20 protein-coding genes are annotated in these 18,227 nt (G+C 69.3%); 11 read left to right on the forward strand and 9 right to left on the reverse strand.

The genetic code is table 11. The features are described from left to right. The first annotated feature begins 11 nt into the window (after positions 1 to 11). The 6 genes from ABGB01_RS18610 to ABGB01_RS18635 all read left to right on the forward strand — a co-directional run bounded on the left by ABGB01_RS18610 (position 12) and on the right by ABGB01_RS18635 (position 5,875). Positions 12 to 1,163, forward strand: coding sequence for a Gfo/Idh/MocA family oxidoreductase (locus ABGB01_RS18610; RefSeq protein WP_347774705.1), 1,152 nt, complete (start codon positions 12 to 14; stop codon positions 1,161 to 1,163). A gap of 3 nt (positions 1,164 to 1,166) precedes the next feature. Further along, on the forward strand, positions 1,167 to 2,168 hold the full coding sequence (locus ABGB01_RS18615) for a sugar phosphate isomerase/epimerase family protein (RefSeq protein WP_347774706.1): 1,002 nt from the start codon (positions 1,167 to 1,169) through the stop codon (positions 2,166 to 2,168). A 495-nt stretch (positions 2,169 to 2,663) separates the two neighbouring features. Next, positions 2,664 to 3,062: a peptidase inhibitor family I36 protein gene (locus tag ABGB01_RS18620; protein ID WP_347774708.1), complete on the forward strand. Its 399-nt coding sequence runs from the start codon at positions 2,664 to 2,666 to the stop codon at positions 3,060 to 3,062. Between the two features lie 55 nt (positions 3,063 to 3,117). Next, entirely contained in the window at positions 3,118 to 3,507 is a 390-nt protein-coding gene (locus ABGB01_RS18625) for a peptidase inhibitor family I36 protein (RefSeq protein ID WP_347774709.1), read from the forward strand. 82 nt (positions 3,508 to 3,589) lie between these two features. Further along, the gene (locus ABGB01_RS18630) at positions 3,590 to 4,483 is read left to right on the forward strand and encodes a hypothetical protein (RefSeq protein WP_347774711.1); all 894 of its coding nucleotides are present in this window, start codon (positions 3,590 to 3,592) and stop codon (positions 4,481 to 4,483) included. A 36-nt stretch (positions 4,484 to 4,519) separates the two neighbouring features. Continuing rightward, entirely contained in the window at positions 4,520 to 5,875 is a 1,356-nt protein-coding gene (locus ABGB01_RS18635; protein ID WP_347774712.1) for a Fic family protein, read from the forward strand. A gap of 18 nt (positions 5,876 to 5,893) precedes the next feature. Here the strand turns inward: ABGB01_RS18635 and ABGB01_RS18640 are convergent, their stop codons facing one another. From ABGB01_RS18640 to ABGB01_RS18650, 3 genes are read right to left on the reverse strand one after another with little or no spacing between them, the layout of a single operon-like run. Next, positions 5,894 to 6,982, reverse strand: a complete 1,089-nt coding sequence (locus ABGB01_RS18640; RefSeq protein ID WP_347774713.1) for a Zn-dependent alcohol dehydrogenase — start codon at positions 6,980 to 6,982, stop codon at positions 5,894 to 5,896. A gap of 59 nt (positions 6,983 to 7,041) precedes the next feature. Next, entirely contained in the window at positions 7,042 to 7,233 is a 192-nt protein-coding gene (locus tag ABGB01_RS18645; protein ID WP_347774714.1) for a ferredoxin, read from the reverse strand. Then, complete coding sequence (locus ABGB01_RS18650) at positions 7,230 to 7,682, reverse strand: pyridoxamine 5'-phosphate oxidase family protein (RefSeq protein ID WP_347774715.1); 453 nt, start codon at positions 7,680 to 7,682, stop codon at positions 7,230 to 7,232. Before ABGB01_RS18650 ends, ABGB01_RS18645 begins: the two co-directional genes overlap by 4 nt. An 85-nt stretch (positions 7,683 to 7,767) precedes the next feature. Here ABGB01_RS18650 and ABGB01_RS18655 point away from each other — a divergent pair, with 85 nt between their 5' ends. Beyond that, the gene (locus ABGB01_RS18655; protein ID WP_347774974.1) at positions 7,768 to 8,397 is read left to right on the forward strand and encodes a class I SAM-dependent methyltransferase; all 630 of its coding nucleotides are present in this window, start codon (positions 7,768 to 7,770) and stop codon (positions 8,395 to 8,397) included. On the opposite strand, the gene ABGB01_RS18660 is transcribed toward ABGB01_RS18655, so the two are convergent. The 5 genes from ABGB01_RS18660 to ABGB01_RS18680 form a co-directional block, all read right to left on the reverse strand. Continuing rightward, positions 8,394 to 9,713 carry an MFS transporter gene (locus ABGB01_RS18660; RefSeq protein WP_347774976.1) on the reverse strand — a complete coding sequence of 440 codons (1,320 nt, stop codon included), beginning with the start codon at positions 9,711 to 9,713 and terminating at the stop codon, positions 8,394 to 8,396. The genes ABGB01_RS18655 and ABGB01_RS18660 overlap by 4 nt on opposite strands. Positions 9,714 to 9,825: 112 nt before the next feature. Beyond that, positions 9,826 to 10,821: a DUF1702 family protein gene (locus ABGB01_RS18665; protein WP_347774716.1), complete on the reverse strand. Its 996-nt coding sequence runs from the start codon at positions 10,819 to 10,821 to the stop codon at positions 9,826 to 9,828. Between the two features lie 131 nt (positions 10,822 to 10,952). Then, on the reverse strand, positions 10,953 to 12,035 hold the full coding sequence (locus tag ABGB01_RS18670; protein WP_347774717.1) for a prenyltransferase: 1,083 nt from the start codon (positions 12,033 to 12,035) through the stop codon (positions 10,953 to 10,955). Then, on the reverse strand, positions 12,032 to 12,742 hold the full coding sequence (locus ABGB01_RS18675; RefSeq protein ID WP_347774718.1) for a methyltransferase domain-containing protein: 711 nt from the start codon (positions 12,740 to 12,742) through the stop codon (positions 12,032 to 12,034). The genes ABGB01_RS18670 and ABGB01_RS18675 overlap by 4 nt, the downstream gene beginning before the upstream one ends. A 41-nt stretch (positions 12,743 to 12,783) precedes the next feature. Further along, the gene (locus ABGB01_RS18680) at positions 12,784 to 14,028 is read right to left on the reverse strand and encodes a glycosyltransferase family 4 protein (protein ID WP_347774719.1); all 1,245 of its coding nucleotides are present in this window, start codon (positions 14,026 to 14,028) and stop codon (positions 12,784 to 12,786) included. 249 nt (positions 14,029 to 14,277) lie between these two features. Here ABGB01_RS18680 and ABGB01_RS18685 point away from each other — a divergent pair, with 249 nt between their 5' ends. Continuing rightward, entirely contained in the window at positions 14,278 to 15,309 is a 1,032-nt protein-coding gene (locus ABGB01_RS18685) for a GDP-mannose 4,6-dehydratase (RefSeq protein ID WP_347774720.1), read from the forward strand. Positions 15,310 to 15,411: 102 nt separating this feature from the next. Here ABGB01_RS18685 and ABGB01_RS18690 read toward each other — a convergent pair whose 3' ends face one another. Then, positions 15,412 to 16,266, reverse strand: coding sequence for an AraC family transcriptional regulator (locus ABGB01_RS18690; protein WP_347774721.1), 855 nt, complete (start codon positions 16,264 to 16,266; stop codon positions 15,412 to 15,414). 60 nt (positions 16,267 to 16,326) lie between these two features. On the opposite strand from ABGB01_RS18690, the gene ABGB01_RS18695 reads away from it, so the two are divergent. From ABGB01_RS18695 to ABGB01_RS18705, 3 genes are read left to right on the forward strand one after another with little or no spacing between them, the layout of a single operon-like run. After that, positions 16,327 to 16,905: a helix-turn-helix domain-containing protein gene (locus ABGB01_RS18695; RefSeq protein ID WP_347774722.1), complete on the forward strand. Its 579-nt coding sequence runs from the start codon at positions 16,327 to 16,329 to the stop codon at positions 16,903 to 16,905. Further along, the gene (locus ABGB01_RS18700; protein WP_347774724.1) at positions 16,898 to 17,731 is read left to right on the forward strand and encodes an SRPBCC domain-containing protein; all 834 of its coding nucleotides are present in this window, start codon (positions 16,898 to 16,900) and stop codon (positions 17,729 to 17,731) included. The genes ABGB01_RS18695 and ABGB01_RS18700 overlap by 8 nt, the downstream gene beginning before the upstream one ends. Before the next feature lie 52 nt (positions 17,732 to 17,783). Next, a complete protein-coding gene (locus ABGB01_RS18705; protein WP_347774725.1) occupies positions 17,784 to 18,194 on the forward strand; it encodes a DUF2000 domain-containing protein in 411 nt (136 codons plus the stop codon). Positions 18,195 to 18,227 lie beyond the last annotated feature (33 nt).

Consider the following 18,227-nt stretch of genomic DNA (forward strand, 5'->3'; position numbering starts at 1 on the left):
TCGGGGGTTGCATGTCAGACAGAACCACCATCGGCGTGGGCATGGTCGGCTACGCCTTCATGGGCCGCGTCCACTCGCAGGCCTGGCGGAGCGTGGGGGCCTTCTTCGACCTCCCGCTGGCGCCGCGCATGGCGGTGCTCGCGGGCAGGTCGAAGGAGCGCACCGAAGCGGCGGCCGCGCAGCTCGGCTGGGACGCCGTCGAGACGGACTGGAGAGAGCTGGTCAAGCGCGACGACGTGCAGATCGTCGACATCTGCACGCCGGGCGACTCGCACGCCGAGATCGCCGTGGCCGCGCTGGAGGCCGGCAAGCACGTCCTCTGCGAGAAGCCGCTGGCCAACACCGTCGCCGAGGCGGAGGTCATGGTGCGGGCCGCCGCGGCCGCGCCGGGCAAGAGCATGGTGGCCTTCAACTACCGGCGGGTGCCCGCGGTCGCGCTCGCCCGCCGGTACGTCGAGGAGGGCAGGCTCGGCGAGATCAGGCACGTGCGGGCACAATACCTGCAGGACTGGATCGTCGACCCGGAGTTCCCGCTGGTCTGGCGGCTGCAGAAGGACAAGGCGGGGGCCGGCGCGCTCGGCGACATCGGCTCCCACATCGTCGACGCCGCCCAGTTCATCACCGGACAGAACGTGGTGGGAGTGTCCGCGCTGACGGAGACGTTCATCAAGGAGCGCCCGCTGGCGGCCGAGTCGGCCGGGCTCGGCGCGACCGGCACCTCCGCCACGGGCCAGGTCACCGTCGACGACGCCGCGCTGTTCATCGGCCGGCTCTCGGGCGGGGCGGTGGCCTCGTTCGAGGCGACCCGCTTCGCCACCGGGCGCAAGAACGCCATGCGCATCGAGATCAACGGCTCGCTCGGCAGCCTCGCGTTCGACTTCGAGGCCATGAACGAGCTGTGGTTCAGCGCGGGCGGAGGCGGTTTCGAGCGCATCCTCGTCACCGAGCCCGACCACCCCTACGTGGGTGCCTGGTGGCCGCCCGGGCACGGGCTCGGCTACGAGCACACCTTCACCCACGAGGTCAAGGACTTCCTGGAGGCGATCGCCACCGGAGCCGATCCCACGCCGTCGTTCGCCGACGGGCTGCGGGTGCAGCGGGTGCTGGCGGCGGTCGAGCAGAGCGCGGCTGAGGGCAGCCGCTACACGAACGTGGAGGACTGACTCATGCGACCCGTCACGCTGTTCACCGGACAGTGGGCCGACCTGCCGTTCGAGGAGGTGTGCCGGCTGGCGGCGGAGTGGGGCTACGACGGCCTGGAGATCGCCTGCTCCGGTGACCACTTCGACGTCGCCCAGGCCGTGGCCGACCCGTCGTACGTCGAGCAGAAGCGCGCCCAGCTGGACAAGCACGGCCTCAAGGTGTGGACCATCTCCAATCACCTCGTCGGCCAGGCCGTCTGCGACCTCATCGACGAGCGTCACAAGGCCATCCTGCCCGCCCGCATCTGGGGCGAGGGCGACCCCGAGTCGGTGCGCCAGGCCGCCGCCGAGGAGATGAAGGACACCGCGCGGGCCGCCGCGCTGCTGGGCGTCGACACGGTGGTCGGCTTCACCGGCTCGTCGATCTGGCACACCGTCGCCATGTTCCCGCCGACGCCGGCCTCGATGGTGGAGGCCGGCTATCAGGACTTCGCCGACCGCTGGAACCCGATCCTCGACGTCTTCGACGAGGTCGGCGTGCGTTTCGCGCACGAGATCCACCCGAGCGAGATCGCCTACGACTACTACACCACCCAGCGCACGCTGGAGGCCATCGGCCACCGGCCGGCGTTCGGGCTCAACTGGGACCCGTCGCACATGGTCTGGCAGGACCTCGACCCGGTGGCGTTCATCCTCGACTTCAAGGACCGCATCTACCACGTCGACTGCAAGGACACGCGCATGCGCGTCGGCGACGGGCGCAAGGGCCGCATGTCCTCGCACCTGCCGTGGGCCGACATGCGGCGCGGCTGGGACTTCGTCTCCACGGGCCGGGGCGACGTGCCGTGGGAGGACTGCTTCCGCGCCCTGAACTCCATCGGGTACGACGGCCCGATCTCCATCGAATGGGAGGACGCCGGCATGGACCGGCTGGACGGGGCCAGGGAGGCGCTGAGCTATATCCGCACGCTCAACTCCATCACCCCGCCCGCCACGGCCTTCGACGCCGCCTTCTCCACCGAGTAGCCCCCCTCCGCGCGGCGCGCCACCGGTCTCGGCCGGCGCGCCGCGCTTGCCACTGGACGCGGAGTTCGTCCTGCCTCCCCCAGAACACCTCCACCCGTTCACCGGGCAGTGGGCCGCACGGTTGTCAACCTGCGCCGCCTGGCTCCCCTCGCGAGTCTGCCCGATCAGTCTGGTGCTGCTCACCGGTCGGATACCCATATCGGCGGCCTGACCGCGTCGTAAAGGCACGCCGGAGACCCAGGCCGGAAGAGGTCCGCTGGGACACCTGGGCTGTCCTAAAGTGAGGGATTTCTGGCCGCGCATTCTGCCGTCGCGACTCGCGCCCCATCGGTAAAGTCTTTGTCGCGCGCTGCTCATGACATTTGTTTGGGCGGCGCGACCTCCGTATCGAAACGGCGGGACTCACGGTCGGTGAAGTTCTTCTGCGATTCCCGAGCGGCCTGGGTGATGCCCCGGCCGGGCTTTCGGCGTACGCACAGAACGGAAAGGGTGTAAATGAAGAAGGTCGTTGTCGGGTCTTTGCTTGCGGTGGTCGCCGTGGTGGGGGCGCCTGGGGTCGCGGCGGTGCAGGCTGATTCGCGGTCGTCGTCGGCTGCGGGGTACTTCTACCTTTATGAGCATGACAACTACAAGGGCGGATGGGCCCGTTTCAAGACAGGTGACGGTGACCTGAGGAACAACCGCTGGAGTGGCACCAGCCGGTCGGTCAACAACGGTGCGAGTTCGATGAAGAACCAGACCAGATACTACGTTCACCTGGTCGACAGCACGAGCGGCGGAGTGTCGGGCTATATCGCCAGGCCGTACTCCGTGGACGCCGACCTGACGAATAACTCCGGTCAGAAGTCGTTCGACAACAAGGCCAGCAGGATCTTCTTCCGCAATTACGGATGAGGAATATTATTCACCGGCCGGACGAGGTTCGGCCAGTAAAACAGAAAGGATCTTCATGAAGAAGGTCGTTATCGGTTCTTTGCTTGCGGCTGTGGCCGTGGTGGGGGCGCCTGGGGTGGCGGCAGTGCAGGCTGATTCCCGGACCTCGTCGGCGGCAGGATCCATCTGTCTTTACGAGCATGACAACTACAAGGGCGGCCGGGCCTGTTTCAGCAAGAGTGACAGTAACCTGGCGAACAACCGATGGAGCAGCACCTACCGGTCCGTCTATAACGGTGCCAGTTCCATGAGGAACAACACCGGATACAGGGTCCACCTGTGGAGCGGCCGGTTCTACTCGGGCACGTCCTACACTGCGCAGCCGTACTCCTACGACGCCGACCTGACGAAGAACTCCGGCAACCCGTCGTTCGACAACAATGCCGAATCGTTGAAGATCGGCTAGGGCCGTTTGGATCAGTGCATGAACGCGGGCCCGTTCCTTCCCCATCGGACGGGCCCGCTCCGGCGCCATCAAGGAGTTTCGGATGTATTGGCGTTCGGTGACGGCTGTCTGTTGTGCGCTGTTCCTCGCCGGGTGCGGTGACCAGAGCCGCGAGGGTGAGGTGGTGGCCGCTCTGCCCGCCGGTCCCGAGGCCAAGGTGCTGCGCCTGCCGCTGGACGCGTACAGGTTGAGCGCTGACGAGTCCGCCATGCTGGACCATGCCGCGGACACGCTGGTCGAGATCTGCATGCGCGGCAAGGGCGTGCCGTGGACCAGGTTGCCCCGTTTCCACGTCGATGACGCTCCCCACCGCAGGAGGTACGGGGTCATCGAGGAGGAGGTCGCGAAGCGATTCGGCTACCACCCCGTGCGTGACCCGGGGGAACTGCGGAAAGAGCAGGCCTGGCAGGCGCGCGACGACAGGCTCACCTCGGAGGAGCACGTCGCCGCCTACGGCGAGGACGGCAAGAGCGGTTGCATGAGGGACGGCTACGTCCGGGTCAACCAAGGAGCCGCCGAAGGAGAAAGCCGCGCGCTGAGAAGGCTCGACCAGGAGTCCTACGACATCTCCGCGAAGCATCCGGAGGTGCTCTCGGCGTTTCGGAAGTGGAGCGCGTGCATGCGCGAGCAGGGATTCTCCTACTCCGATCCGGCCGAGGCGGTGGGTGATCCCCGGTGGCGGGCTCCCGCTCCGACCGGCGACGAGATCCGCACCGCCGGCGCCGACGTACGGTGCAAGAAGCTCTCGAACCTGGTCGCCGTCTGGTCAGGGGTGGAACGGGAGTTGCAGGAACGCGGCCTGCGAGAGCACCGCGATCAATTCGCGGCTCTCGCGGACGGGAAGTCCCGGTGGCTGGAGGATGCCGAGTCCATCATCTCCCGAGGGCTTCCGAGTCACGGACCCTCCAGCAAGCGTGCCGGACAGGTCAGTCGATGACGACGATCCCCGTATCCTTTCGCTGAGGCAGCCTTAATGAAAGGATACAGGTTATCCTTTCATCGCCAGAAGCTGTGTGAAAGGATATCCGCCGTGGCTGCATACCTGGAGGCATCGTGGCCCGCGGCATGGGGCGCTCCGAGTCGGCGAGACAGACGGGGCGGGGTCTACCGTCCTTATCTGCCCGATGAGTTGGTGAGTGGGCCCCTCGTGCTGTCGCCGGAAGTGGCACAAGAAGCAGCCAGGGCGGAAGGTCTCGTGCGGCGCCTCACCGCGCATTCCGCCGGCCACGGCGTTGACGGGCTCGCCCGCTTCCTCCTCAGGTCGGAGGCGATCGCCTCCTCCCGCATCGAAGGGCTCCAAACGTCCCCCCAGCAGGTGGCTCTCGCTGAACTGGCGGCCCACGAGAGCGGTGGGGTGTCCAAGGGCTTCACGGCGACGGCGGCGCTGGTCGCCAACAACGTCTCGACGCTTCGGCAGGCCGTGACCGAACTCGTCGCCGTCGACGCGGTCTCCATCGAGGACATCGTCGCCCTGCACGCAATGCTGCTTCCCGAGGAGAAGCATCACGGGCTCCGCGAGGTGCAGACCTGGGTGGGGGGCGGGCATTGGCAACCGCTGGACGCGGAGTTCGTTCCGCCTCCACCGGAATACGTCCGGCCGTTGATGGACGATTTCGTGTCGTACGTCAACCGGGCGGAGCACGCGCCCTTGATCCAGGCGGCCATGGCACATGCACAGTTCGAGACGATCCACCCGTTCACGGATGGCAACGGCAGGGTCGGCCGGGCAATGGTCCACACGATTCTCACCCGACGTGGCCTGACACCCCATGCGATTCTCCCTATCAGCCTGGTGCTCCTCACCCGATCGGACGCCTACATCAACGGTCTGACGGCGTACAGGTACGCCGGAGACGCCGGGTCGCAAGAGGCCAGGCAGGGGATCGACGCGTGGCTCCGCGTGTTCCTGGCGGCCACCGTGACCGCTGTCGAGCAGGCCGAAAGGTTCGCGGACGAGCTTGAGGAGTTGCGCGAAGAGTGGCGTGAGCGGCACCGCCGATTCCGCGAATCCCAAGGGCTGCGGCCGGTGCCGCGGGCTGACTCGGCCGTCGTGCGCCTGCTGGACCTCCTGCCCGCCGCGCCGCTCGTGACGGCCAGAACAGTGCAGGGTCTGCTCTCAGTCACGCACCCGGCCGCACGGCAGGCCCTGGAAGAACTCTCGGCGGCGGGCATCCTGCATCCGAAGCAGGTCGAGAGGAACACCAGGGGATATCTCGCTCGTGAGGTCTTCGACCTGCTCACGTTGACGGAGCGCCGCCTGGCGAGCACTCGCTGGGACACCCGCGAATCACCGCCGGCCCGCCTCGTGCCCGCCCGCCCTCAGCGGTAAAGGGCCAGGGCGGGATTGTCAGTCCATGATGACGATCTGGCGCAGGACCTCGCCGCCGCGCAGGGCCGCGACCGCGTCGTTCAGGTCGGCCAGGCGGATGCGCGAGCTGATCATGGATTCCAGGTCGAGCTTGCCGGCCTTGTGGAGCTTGGCGAAATAGGGGAAGTCGTGGCGTACGTCCGCCTCGCCGTACAGGCTGGACAGCAGGTTCTTGCCCTCGAACAGCAGGCTGAACGCCGAGATCGACACCATGTCGTCCGTCGCGCCCGCGCCGACCACGACGACGTCGCCGCCCGCCCGCGTGACCTGCCAGGCGCTCTGGATGGTGGCCGACTTGCCGACGACCTCGAACCCGTAGTCGAAGCCCGCGCCGCCGGTGAGCTCGCCCACCGCCTCGGGGACCTGCTCGGGCGTCACCGCGTGCGTGGCCCCGACCTTCCTGGCCAGCTCGTGCTTGGACTCCAGCGGGTCGACCGCGAGGATCGTGCGCGCGCCGGAGAGCCGGGCGCCCTGGATGACCGACAGGCCGACGCCGCCGCAGCCGATCACCGCGACCGTGGAGCCGGGGCGGACCCTGGCGGTGTTGATCGCGGCGCCCACGCCGGTCGTGATGCCGCAGCCGATCAGGGCCGCCGCCTCCCACGACACGTCGTCGTCGATCTTGATGGCGCCCTGCCACGGCACGATGATCTCCTCCGCCCAGGTGCCGCACCCCGCCATCCCGAACACCGTCGCCTCGTCGCCGCCGAGCCGGAAGTTGCCCTTGCTGAAGGACTCGATCACGTACTTCATGCACAGGTACGGCTGGCCGCCCACGCACAGGTCGCACTCCTGGCAGGCCGGGCGCCAGCTGATGACGACGTGGTCGCCCGGCTTGACGGAGGTGACGTGCTCGCCCACCTCGACGACCTCGCCCGCGCCCTCGTGGCCAGGGACGAGCGGCACGGGCTGCGGGAGCACGCCGCTCATGGCCGACAGGTCCGAGTGGCAGACGCCCGTCGCCCTGACGCGCACGCGCACGTCCGACGGCCCGACGGGGGCCAGGGTGACGTCGTCGCGGATGTCGAGCTTGTCGTTGCCTACGGCGTGCAGGATCGCGGCGCGCATGTGGAGTCCTCCTCGGTGGGACGTGTGCGGGGTGCTGGGGGCGGTGAACCCCCATCGGGCTATTCCTCCAGCGAAAGGGCGGCCTTGGGGCAGGACCTCACCGCGTGGCGGACGCGGTCCTGCATCTCGGGCGGTGGTTCGGGCAGCAGGATGTGCAGCTGGTCGTCGTCGTCCACCTCGAACACCTCGGGCGCGAGGCCCATGCACACGGCGTTGGCCTCGCAGACCAGCTCGTCGACGGTGATTTTCATGCGAGCCTCCTGTGATCCCATGAGACCACTTTGGTGCGCTCGACGACGTACGCGACCCGTTTGAGCCCGGTTTTCTCGACGTACGGGCGCAGCAGCTCGTCCGGCACGCCGGGCGTCGTCCTGCGGGCGACCATCATGCCGACGTCCATGACGCGGTCGCGGTCGTCGAGGCGTTCGGCCCTGCCGTAGACCAGGACGCCGCGCAGCTCGTCGTAGGCGTCGCCGGTCTCGACGAGGCAGGTCACCCGGGGGTCGCGGGCGAGGTTGCGGGCCTTCTGCGACTTGGCGTAGGTCCAGAAGGCGATCCGCCCCTCGGAGAGCCCGTAGAACATGGTCACCAGGTGCGGCGTGCCGTCCCTGTTGATGGTGGCCAGCTGCAGCTTGCTTGCGGCCTCCAGGAAGGCGGTGACATCGTCGTCGGACATCGCGATGCGAGCGCGCTGATTCACGTTGCAAGTAGAACAGGTTGCAGAAGGACCGGGCAAGAGCCCGACGGAATGTTATTCGGTTCGGCTAGGGTGCATGCTCATGACCATGCCGCCAGAGCTGCTCCGCGCGGCCGAGCACGCCAAGGGATTCATGCCGCCAGAAGAGGGGATCGCCCTCTTCGAGACGGCCCTGCGCTACGGCCCGCTCGGTCCCATCTGCGAGATCGGCACCTACTGTGGCAAGTCGGCGATCTACCTCGGCGCGGCGGCCAGGCAGGCGAGGTCCGTGGTCGTCACCGTCGACCACCACCGGGGCTCCGAGGAGATCCAGCCGGGCTGGGCCCACCACGACCCGACGCTGGTCGACCTCCGGTTCGGGAAGATGGACTCACTGCCGACGTTCCGGGCCACGATCGCGGCGGCGGGCCTGGAGGACGAGGTGATCGCGGTCGTGGGGAGGTCGGAGCGGGTCGCCGGGCTCTGGAACACCCCGCTCGGCATGTTGTTCATCGACGGCGGCCACTCCGACGAGCCGGTGACCCTCGACTACGAGGGCTGGGCGCCGCACGTGATGGAGGGCGGCGCGCTGGCCTTCCACGACATCCATCCCGACCCGGCCGACGGCGGGCAGGGCCCCTACCGGGTCTACCGGCGGGCGCTGGCGTCGGGCGCGTTCGCCGAGGTGGCGGTGCACGGATCGCTCCGCGTGCTGGAGCGCGTCGGCCCGGGCATCTAGACGCGTGACCGTACGCCCTCCTCTGCGGTTTCCGCGCCGGTCCGCGTCTCGGGCGTCGTGAGCGCCACCGCGAGCGCCACGAGGGCGACGACGAGCAGGTAGCAGCCCGGTGCCACCGGCGTGCCCGTGACGTCGACCAGCCAGGTGGAGACGAACGGCGCCGTACCGCCGAAAAGCGCGAGGGCCGCGTTGTAGCTGATGGCGGCGCCTGTGACGCGGGTCGCCGACGGGAGCAACTCGACGAAGAAGGTGTAGCTGCCACCTCCGTACGCGCACAGCGCCGCGGCGAGCAGGAGTTGCCCGGCCACCGCTGAGGCCAGGGACCCGCTCGTGACCAGGAGGAACGCGGGCAGGCTGACCATCGCGACCGCCGCGGCGCCGGCGACCAGCATCGGCTTGCGGCCGAACGCGTCGGAGAGCCTGCCCCCGATCGGCAGCAGCACCGTGAAGGAGAGCAGCGCGACGGCGTTGGCCACGAGCGACTCCAGCAGGCTCAGCCCGCCGACCGTCTGCAGGGAGGTGACGAAATAGCCGACGAGGACATAGAAACCGAGCCCGGACAGGGCCATGACGGCGAAGATCTGCCCCAGCCGGGTCCCGTTGCCGCGCAGGCTGCCGCGCACCGGATGGCGTTCGATGGCGTTGTGCCGCTTGAGCTCCTGGAACACCGGGCTCTCCTCGGTACGCCCGCGGATGTAGATGCCGATCAGGGAGAGCGGCAGGGCGACGAGGAAGGGGACACGCCAGCCCCACGAGGCGTACGCCGCGTCGGACAGCACTCCGGAGACCGCCATGATGAACACCAGAGCGAGCACGGACGCCGCCCCCGTGGCCGCGACCGAGACGGCGATCCAGGTGCCGCGGCGCTCGAACGGAGCGTGTTCGAGCACGAACGAGGGCGCGCCGACCGCCTCACCTCCCGCCGAGAACCCCTGTACCAGGCGGCACACGACCAGCAGGACGGGCGCCACGGTCCCGGCGGCCGCATACGCCGGCAGCAAGCCGATCAGCGCGGTCGCGACGCCCATGCACATGAGCGTCGCGTAGAGGACGGCCCGTCGCCCGGCGCGGTCGGCCAGCGCGCCGAAGAACACCCCGCCCAGCGGCCGGGCCACGAACGCGACACCGTACACGGCGAAGACCGACAGCAGGCTCGCCACCGGGTTCGCGCCCGGAAAGAACGCCTCGGCGACGGCCACGGCCGAGAAGCCGTAGATCGCGAAGTCGTAGAACTCGACGAACTGGCCCGTGCCGGCGCCGAGGAGCACCCGGCGCTGCGCCGCGGTCGTGCCGCCGGGGCTGATGAGGTCGCGCATCAAGAGAAGGGCTGCCTCCTTCCGGCCTGGTGGTCAGACCGAGAAGGCTAGCGCGTACGCGCCCGGAGCTCGCGCTGGTCAGCCACGGGAAGGCCGGCGCGCGTGCCGGTGGTCAGCTGCGCAGGCGGTGGGTCCACGAGCGGCGGATCTGTGCCTGCCAGCCGCGGAAGTCCTCGTGCGTGTGCGCCTCGTGCCCGAGCGCGATGAGCGCCCGGTCGGTCCACGAGGCCGCCTCCTCCGCGTCGGTGCCGGCCAGGATCGGCACGGCCCGCGCCGCGTGGCCGGGCAGCACTCCCGAACGCAGCCGCGCGGCCACGGCGAACGCGCAGCCCTGTGCCAGGTGTGCCCGGAACCCGTCGGCGCCCGCTTGCTCGGCCAGCCACCACAACTCGTCGGTCTCGGCCCCGCCCGTGTAGGTGGCGGCGAACCCGATCCCGCTCCACAGATCGGCCCGCCGCCCCGCGGGGAACCCGGCGATCCTGGCGGCGAGGTCGCCGGCCGAGGCGCCGTCGTGGTACCACAGCAGCCGCCCCAGCCCCTGGTCGAACACGGCGCAGTGGGCCCTGGTGAGCAGGTCGGGCATCATCCGCTCGCCCACCATCCGGTCCGCCCTGGCCAGGCTCCACTGGAACCCGAACCCGTCGACGGCAAGCCAGCGCAGCAGCGGATGGGCGCGCCGGGCGCCCCTGACGGGCCGCAGCCGCAGCAGCGCGTACCCGCGGCCGGCGCCGAGGTAGGCGGCGTGGCGATGGTGCTGGGCGGGGCCGGCCAGTAGCTCGTGAAGGCGCCGGCCCCGGGTCAGCGTGAGAAGGTCGAGGACGGTGCAGGCGGAAGCGGCCCCTTCGTAGCCGAAGGGCCGCTGCTCAGCCGACATTTCCTCGATCTTCTCGACTTCTCGCGACATCACTGCATTGAAGCCGAGAACGTACGACTGCTCGGCATCGGTGAATTCTGTCGGAGAAGCTCCATCTCTGAGCCGGAACCTTCGCCGGCCCAGATCGGAATCCCGTGCGTCTTTGGCCAGGAACCTCCGCCATCCGCGTGCCGGAGACAGTGTCGGCTCGGTCCTGACCTGGTCCAAGAACGTTGTTGTGCCCGTGTCGCCCACGCTTCCCCCGAAGACGTCTCGTACCGGCCACTGACGAAGCTAGTTACCTCATTGGGCCTTTCATCGGCGGCGCACCGGATTTCCCCGGCAAAGAACCCGCAAAAGGCCTTGTGGACCGCCGAAGTACCAGGTCAGACACCTTCCCCCGGGCGCCCCTCGGTCACCGGGGGAGGCAGGCGCCGGCCTGTCCCGGCGGCGCAACCGCAGACATCCGGGTCGAACACGGACGTGCCCGCGATGTCGCGGAACAGCCCGGACCCCGGCGAGATGCCCATCAGCGCGTCGGCCGCCAGGACGACCGCCGCCGCGGTGTAGCCGGACCGCTCGTGCGGGAAGTGTTTGCGGTTGGCGTACTGCCACCCCGTCCAGTACGAGCCGTCCTCGTGCCGCAGATGTTGCGCGTCGGCGAACAGCGCGGCCGCCCGCTCCCGATCGCCCAGCGCGTCGAGCGCCAGCACCAGCTCGCACGTCTCCGCCCCCGTCACCCACGGCTGGTCGGACACGCACCTGATGCCGAGCCCCGGCACCACGAACGTCGCCCACTCGCGCTCCAGCAGTTCGTACGCCTGCCGCCCGCGCACCGCGCCGCCCAGCACCGGGTAGTACCAGTCCATGGAGAAGCGGCTCTTGTCCGCGAACGCCTCGGGATGCGCCGCCAGCACGTGCGCCAGCCGGTCGGCGGCCAGCTCCCAGTGGGGTTGCGGGTCGCCCAGATGGTCGGCGAGCAGCACGCCGCAGCGCAGCCCCTGGTGGATGGAGGAGCAGCCGGTGAGCAGCGCGTACGCCGAGGGCCTGCCCTGCGCGTCGCGCTCCCAGGCGATCTCGCCCCGCTCGGTCTGCAGCCCTGCCACGTAGTCGAGCGCGGCCTTCACCATGGGCCAGCTCTCCTCGGTGAAGCGCTGGTCAGCGGTGACGAGATGGTGGTGCCAGACGCCGGCGGCGACGTAGGCGGCGTGGTTGGTCTCGCCGCCCGGCTCCGCGGGCACGCCGTCGACCAGCTTCATCGGCCACGAGCCGTCGGCGCGCTGGTGGCGGGCCAGCCAGGCGTAGCCGCGGCGTACCGGCTCGGCCAGCCCGGCTACGGACATCGCCATCAGGCACTCGATGTGGTTCCACGCGTCGACGTGGCCCTCCGGCCACGGTACGCCGCCGTCGTCCTGCTGTATCGCGGCGATGCTCTCGGCCGTACGCACGACCTCCGCGTGGGAGATCATGGCTTCCGGACGTAGAGGACCACGCTCTTGCCGATGACCGGGTTGAGCACGGCCTCGGCGATCCTGGTGGCGGCAGGGCGTTTCATGATGTCCCAGACCAGCAGCTCGTGGTAGGCCTTGGCGAGCGGGTGGTCGTCGTTGTTGACGCCGACCGCGCACTTGATCCACCAGTAGGGCGCGTGCAGGCCGTGGGCGTGGTGGTGCGGGCCGATCACGAAGCCGACGGACTTCAGCTTGGCCGACAGCTCCGCCAGCGTGTAGATGCGCACGTGGCCGCCCGGCGCCGTGTGATAGTCCTCGTCCAGCGCCCAGCAGATACGTTCGGGCAGGAAGCTCGGCACGGTCACCGCAGCCGTGCCGCCGGGCCGCAGCACGCGGAAGATCTCACGCATGGCCGCCATGTCGTCCGGGATGTGCTCCAGCACCTCGGCGGCGATGACCCGGTCGAAGGCGCCGTCCTCGAACGGCATGTCGAGCGCCGTGCCCTGGACGGTTCCCCCGGCGCCGCCCTCGGGCACCTCGCCCGCCTTGTCCATGGCCGCGAACATGGCCGCCACGCTGTCCAGCTCCGCCTGATCCATGTCGAACGCGGTCACGTCCGCGCCGCGGCGGAGCACCTCGAAGGCGTGCCTGCCACCGCCGCAACCCAGGTCGAGCACGCGTACGCCGGGGCCGACGGGAAACCGGGCGAAGTCCACGGTCAGCACTTGTCGCTTCTCCTCGTGATCGAGTAGTGATCGAGTGTTGATCAGCTCGCGCGGGCCGCGATGGCCTCGCGGTAGGCCTCGACGGTCCTCTTGGCCACGACGTGCCAGGTGTAGCGCTCCATGACGCGGTCGTATCCGGCTTTGCCGACGCGTTCGCGCTCCTCGGGGGAGTCGTGCAGGCGGCGCAGCACCGCGGCCAGCTCCTCGGCGTCGCCCGGCGGCACCTGCACGGCCGCGTCGCCCACGACCTCGGGCAGCGCGCCCGTACGGCTGGCCACCAGGGGCGTGCCGCAGGCCATGTGCTCGACGGCGGGCAGCGAGAAGCCTTCATAGAGCGAGGGCACGACGGAGATCTCCGAGGTGGCGATCAGCTCGCCCAGCTCGTCGTCGGAGATGCCGTGCACGAAACGCACGCGGTCCTGCAGCGACAGCTCCTGCACGAGCTGCTCGGTGGGGCCGCCGGGGGTGGGCCGGCTGACGACGGTGAGGTTGACGTCGCGCTCGGTGGCCAGCTTCGCCACGGCTCTGAGCAGCGTGGCGACGCCCTTCATCGGAGAGTCGGCGCTGGCGACCGCCACGATGGACCCTTTGCGCTTGGGTTTGCCGGGACGGGGGTGGAAATAGCGGGTGTCGACGCCGAGGGGGATCAGGCGCATGTTGGCCTGGGGGACGTTGAAGTCGCGGTGGATGTCGGCCAGCGACGACTCGCTGACGGTCAGGATCGGGCTCAGCCGGGGAGCGACGCGGGCCTGCATCTTGACGAACGCGTACCACCGGCGCATGGTCAGCTTCTTCGTGCCGCGGGCGGCTTCGAGCTCGATGCGGCGGTCGACGCTGATCGGGTGGTGGATGGTGCCGACGACGGGGAACAACTTCTGGATGCCGAGCAGGCCGTAGCCGAGGGTCTGGTTGTCCTGCACGACGTCGAAGTCGCCGACCCGCTTCTTCAGCTCGCGGTAGGCCCGCATGGTGAACGTCAGTGGCTCGGGGAACCCGGCCGTCCACATGGTTCCGACCTCGAGCCAGTCGATCCAGTCGCGATATTCGTGCAGCTTGGGCGTTCTGAACGGGTCTTCGTCGCGGTAGAGGTCGAGGCTGGGCACCTCGCGCAGGACGACGCCCTCGTCGAGCTCGGGGTAGGGCTGGCCGGAGAACACCTCGACGTGGTGCCCGAGTGCGACGAGTTCACGGCTCAGATGGCGGAGGTAAACGCCCTGGCCACCGCAGGTGGGTTTGCTGCGGTAGGACAGCAGCGCGATCCGCAGCGTTCGCTCCCGCACGGACACCCCTTTCTCGCCGGTATGGCCCAGAGACGGGCGTGTACCGTAAAGATGACCTTAGTGCGAGAAGGCTACCATTCGGTAGGTTGCCGAGAATTGTTCACAGTGGCTCTCACAGGCCGTGCGAACTGCGAAGTTGCAGTAACCGAGCGTGGTTCGGTGGAACGCGTTCTAGGTGGCTTGATGCCCTATCGGGGCGCTTAGCTGTACATTCCCGTCCCAAAGGGACGCGGGACGCGATCGTTGGAGGACCCCTTGGCCAGGCGCGCTCTGATCACCGGCATCACCGGCCAGGATGGTTCCTACTTGGCGGAGCACCTGCTGGAGCAGGGCTACGAGGTCTGGGGGCTGGCCCGGGGACAGGCGAACCCGCGGGTGTCGAGGATGCGTAAGCTGCTCGCCGACGTACGCGTGGTGCGGGGCGACCTGCTCGACCAGGGTTCGCTGATCTCCGCGGTGGAACGCGTTCAGCCGGACGAGGTCTACAACCTGGGCGCGATCTCGTTCGTGCCCATGTCGTGGGAGCAGGCCGAGCTCACGGCCGAGGTGACCGGGATGGGCGTGTTGCGGATGCTTGAGGCGATCCGCGTGTGCTCGGGCGTGTCGCGGGGCGGCGGGGGTGCCGGCTCCTCCGGACAGATCCGCTTTTATCAGGCTTCATCCTCCGAAATGTTCGGCCAGGTCAGCGAGACCCCGCAGACCGAGAGCACCTCGTTCCACCCGCGCTCGCCGTACGGGGTGGCGAAGGCGTACGGGCACTTCCTCACCCAGAACTACCGCGAGTCGTACGGGATGTTCGCGGTGTCCGGAATCCTGTTCAACCACGAGTCGCCGCGGCGGGGGGCCGAGTTCGTCACCAGGAAGGTGTCGCTCGGGGTGGCCAGGATCAAGCTGGGGCTGGCCACGCAACTGCGCCTCGGCAACCTGGAGGCCCGGCGCGACTGGGGCTTCGCCGGCGACTACGTCAAGGCGATGCACCTGATGCTGCGGGCCGCCGGCCCCGAGGACTACGTGATCGGGACCGGGCGGATGAAGTCGGTCAGGGAGCTGGCGGAGGCGGCGTTCGCGGCCGCGGGGCTCGACTGGGAGCGGCACGTCGTGACGGACCAGGCGCTGCACCGGCCGGCCGAGGTCGACCTGCTCTGCGCCGACCCGAAGAAGGCGCGCACGCAGCTGGGGTGGGAGCCGAAGGTGTCCTTCGACGAGCTCGTCGCCATGATGGTCGACTCAGACCTGCGCCTTCTCGCCGACGGCGGCGACCCCGATCAGGACTCTTCCTGGCCGTAAACCATCTTCATCCTTTACGGCACCGCCAAACCGCGGTCCGCGCGGTCACCGTCGGCGTGGCCGCCTCCTGGCCCGGCCCGCTGTTCTTGCCCGGTTCACCGTTCACCCCTGGTCGCCGTTCTCGCCGGGCCCTGCGGGGTGGATGGCCCGGCGGTAGGTGCCTGGGGTCAGGCCGAAGTAGCGGGTGAACCACCGGGTCAGGTGGCTCTGGTCGGCGAAGCCCGTCGTGGTGGCGGCCTCGCTGATGGGGACGCCGCCGGCGATCAGCGCGCGGGCGGTCCTGAGCCGTAGCTGGCGCTGGTAGTCGCTCGGCGGCAGGCCGTACTCGGCGTGGAAGGCACGGTAGACCGTGTAGCGGCTGGCGCCGGTGGCGCGGGCCAGGTCGTCGATGGTCAGATCGTCCATCAGGCGGTCGTGAAGGAGCTGCCTGGCCTGTCGCGCCACCCGCGCCGATCGTCCCGCCGGGCCCGCAGAGTGGATCGGGCGGGTGGCGGCGCGGCGTACGAGCCGGGCGATCGCCGTCGTGAGCAGCTCGTCGCGGCGCAGCGACGGGGCCTCGCCCAGCAGGGCGCTGTGCAGGAGGCGCAGCGTGCCCGCCAGGCCGGGGTCGTCGACCACGGGCTCGGTGAAGAGCGGCAGGCCCGTCAGGCGGCCCGTCGCGTCCGTCAGGGTGTCGGAGACGAGCTCGGGGCCGATGTGCACGATCCGGTAGGTGAACCCGAGGGCGTCGGTGGCGTGGCCGTCGTGCGGGTCCTCGGGGTTGAAGGCCATGATCATGCCCGCCGCGCTGGTGTGCGCGGAACCCCGGCAGGTGAACGACTGCGCGCCGCTCTCCGTGACCCCGAACGAGTAGGTCTCGTGGCTGTGCCGGTGGTAGACGTGCCGTTCGAAGTGGGCGTGCATGGCCTCCAGCGGGCGGTCGGGTGAGCGCCAGTAGCGCGACCAGTCCTGCGCCATGTCTCCATTCTCCCCGCCCTATTGACAAGATGGATTTTTACGTAAAGGATTGTTTTTGCGATGAGAGACATCCTGTACCTGGAAGAGATCGAGCAGGCCGAGGCACTGCTCAAACCGCAGCGCGTGGAGGTGCTGCGGCAACTGGCCGAGCCGCGCACCTGCTCTCAGGTCGCCGAACGGCTCGGCCAGACGCCGCAGCGGGTCTACTACCACGTCAAGCGGCTGGTCGATGCCGGTCTCGTCGACCTGGTGTCCGAGCGCAAGGTCCGCGGGATCAGCGAGGGCATCTATCAGGCCGGCGCGCGGTCGTACTGGCTGTCGCCGCGCCTGGTGGGCCGGATCGGGCTGCGCAAGGCTCGTGACGAGCTGAGCCTCGGCTACCTGCTCGACCTCATGGAAGAGGTGCAGGCCGACATCGCGGCGCTCGACAGGACCGCGCCCGAGCTGCCGTCACTCGGCCTGTCGGGAGAGATCCACGTGCGCCAGGAGAACCGGCACCAGTTCATGACCGAGCTGCAGGCCATGCTGCAGGACCTGTTCACCCGGTACGGCGGCGCGGAGGGTGACGCCTTCAAGATCGCCGTCGCCTGCTACCCCAAGACCACGGACCACCCAGAGGAAGAGCGAGACGATGACTGAGCCCATGATCATCCGTGTCCGCGTCCAGGCGCCGCTCAAGACGGTCAGGCACGCGCTCACCGACCCGGCCGCGCTCCGCGTCTGGCTGGGCGAGCACGCCGAGGTGGCGCTGCCCGCCACCTTCGGGTTCTGGGGGCGCACCATCCCCGAAGGGGACGCGCCGCACCAGCGGCCGCTGCACGCCGACGAGCGCACCCTGCGGTTCGCGTGGTTGCTCGACGGCGAGGAGACGACCACCGAGTTCACGCTCGAGGAGGACGGCGACGCGACCATCGTGTCGGTGTCCCAGACGCACTTCGACTTCCAGGACGTGATCACGGGCAAGAGCGTCAGGGGCGTGCTGCAGACGTTCTGGTGCTGCGCGCTCGCCAACCTGGCCGAGCACCTCGAAGGGCGCGAGCTCACGCCCAGGGTCGACTTCACCACTTCGGAGATGCGGGCCCAGATCACGATCGACGCCTCGCCGGCCGACGTGTTCGGCTCGCTGACCGACTCGGAGGCGGTGACGCGGTGGTTCGGCTATCCCATCGAGATCGAGCCGTACGTCGGCGGGCGCTTCGCCATGGGCGGGCTGGCCGACAACCCCGACCCGGCCAAGGTCGTCGAACTCGAGCCCGGACGCAAGCTCGCCGTCGACTGGGGCGACGCGGGGGTCGGCACGTGGGAACTGGAGGGGTCCGGCGGCAAGACACGGCTGACGCTGGTGCAGAGCGGGTTCGACGAGGGCCGGCCTCCGTACGCGGCGTGGGGCGGCTTCCTGTCGGGGCTCGCGGAGCTGCGGCGCTACCACGAGGTGCCGGACTGGCAGCCGATGTTCCTGCCGTAGGTCGCGCACGAGCGTTCAAGACCTGCCGGGCGGTGACGTCGAGACTTCAGCCATGCGATTCGATACCAAGATCGGCATTGTGGTGCGCGCGGATCTGGCCGCGTGGCAGAGGCTCAACGTCACCGCCTTCCTGTCCGGCGCGGTCGCGGGCGGGGTGCCGGACACCATGGGAGAGCCGTACGAGGACGGGTCGGGCAACGCGTACCTGCCGATGATCCGGCAGCCGGTGCTGATCTACGCGGCTGATCTGACGCAGCTGCGGGCCGTCAGGGAGAAGGCGATGGCGCGGCAGATGGACGTGGCCGTCTACATCGAGGAGATGTTCAAGACCGGGCACGACGCCGACAACCGGGCGGCCGTACGCGCTGTGGAGGCGGAGGAGCTGGCGCTGGTGGGCGTGGCGGTCCACGGGCCGAAGAACGGCGTGGACAAGGTGCTCAAGGGCCTCTCCCTGCACCCCTGACCGCTCGCTCGTCTCCCGGGGTTGACCTTCACA

The organism is Nonomuraea sp. B5E05, from assembly GCF_039880665.1.
Taxonomy (GTDB): Bacteria; Actinomycetota; Actinomycetes; order Streptosporangiales; family Streptosporangiaceae; genus Nonomuraea.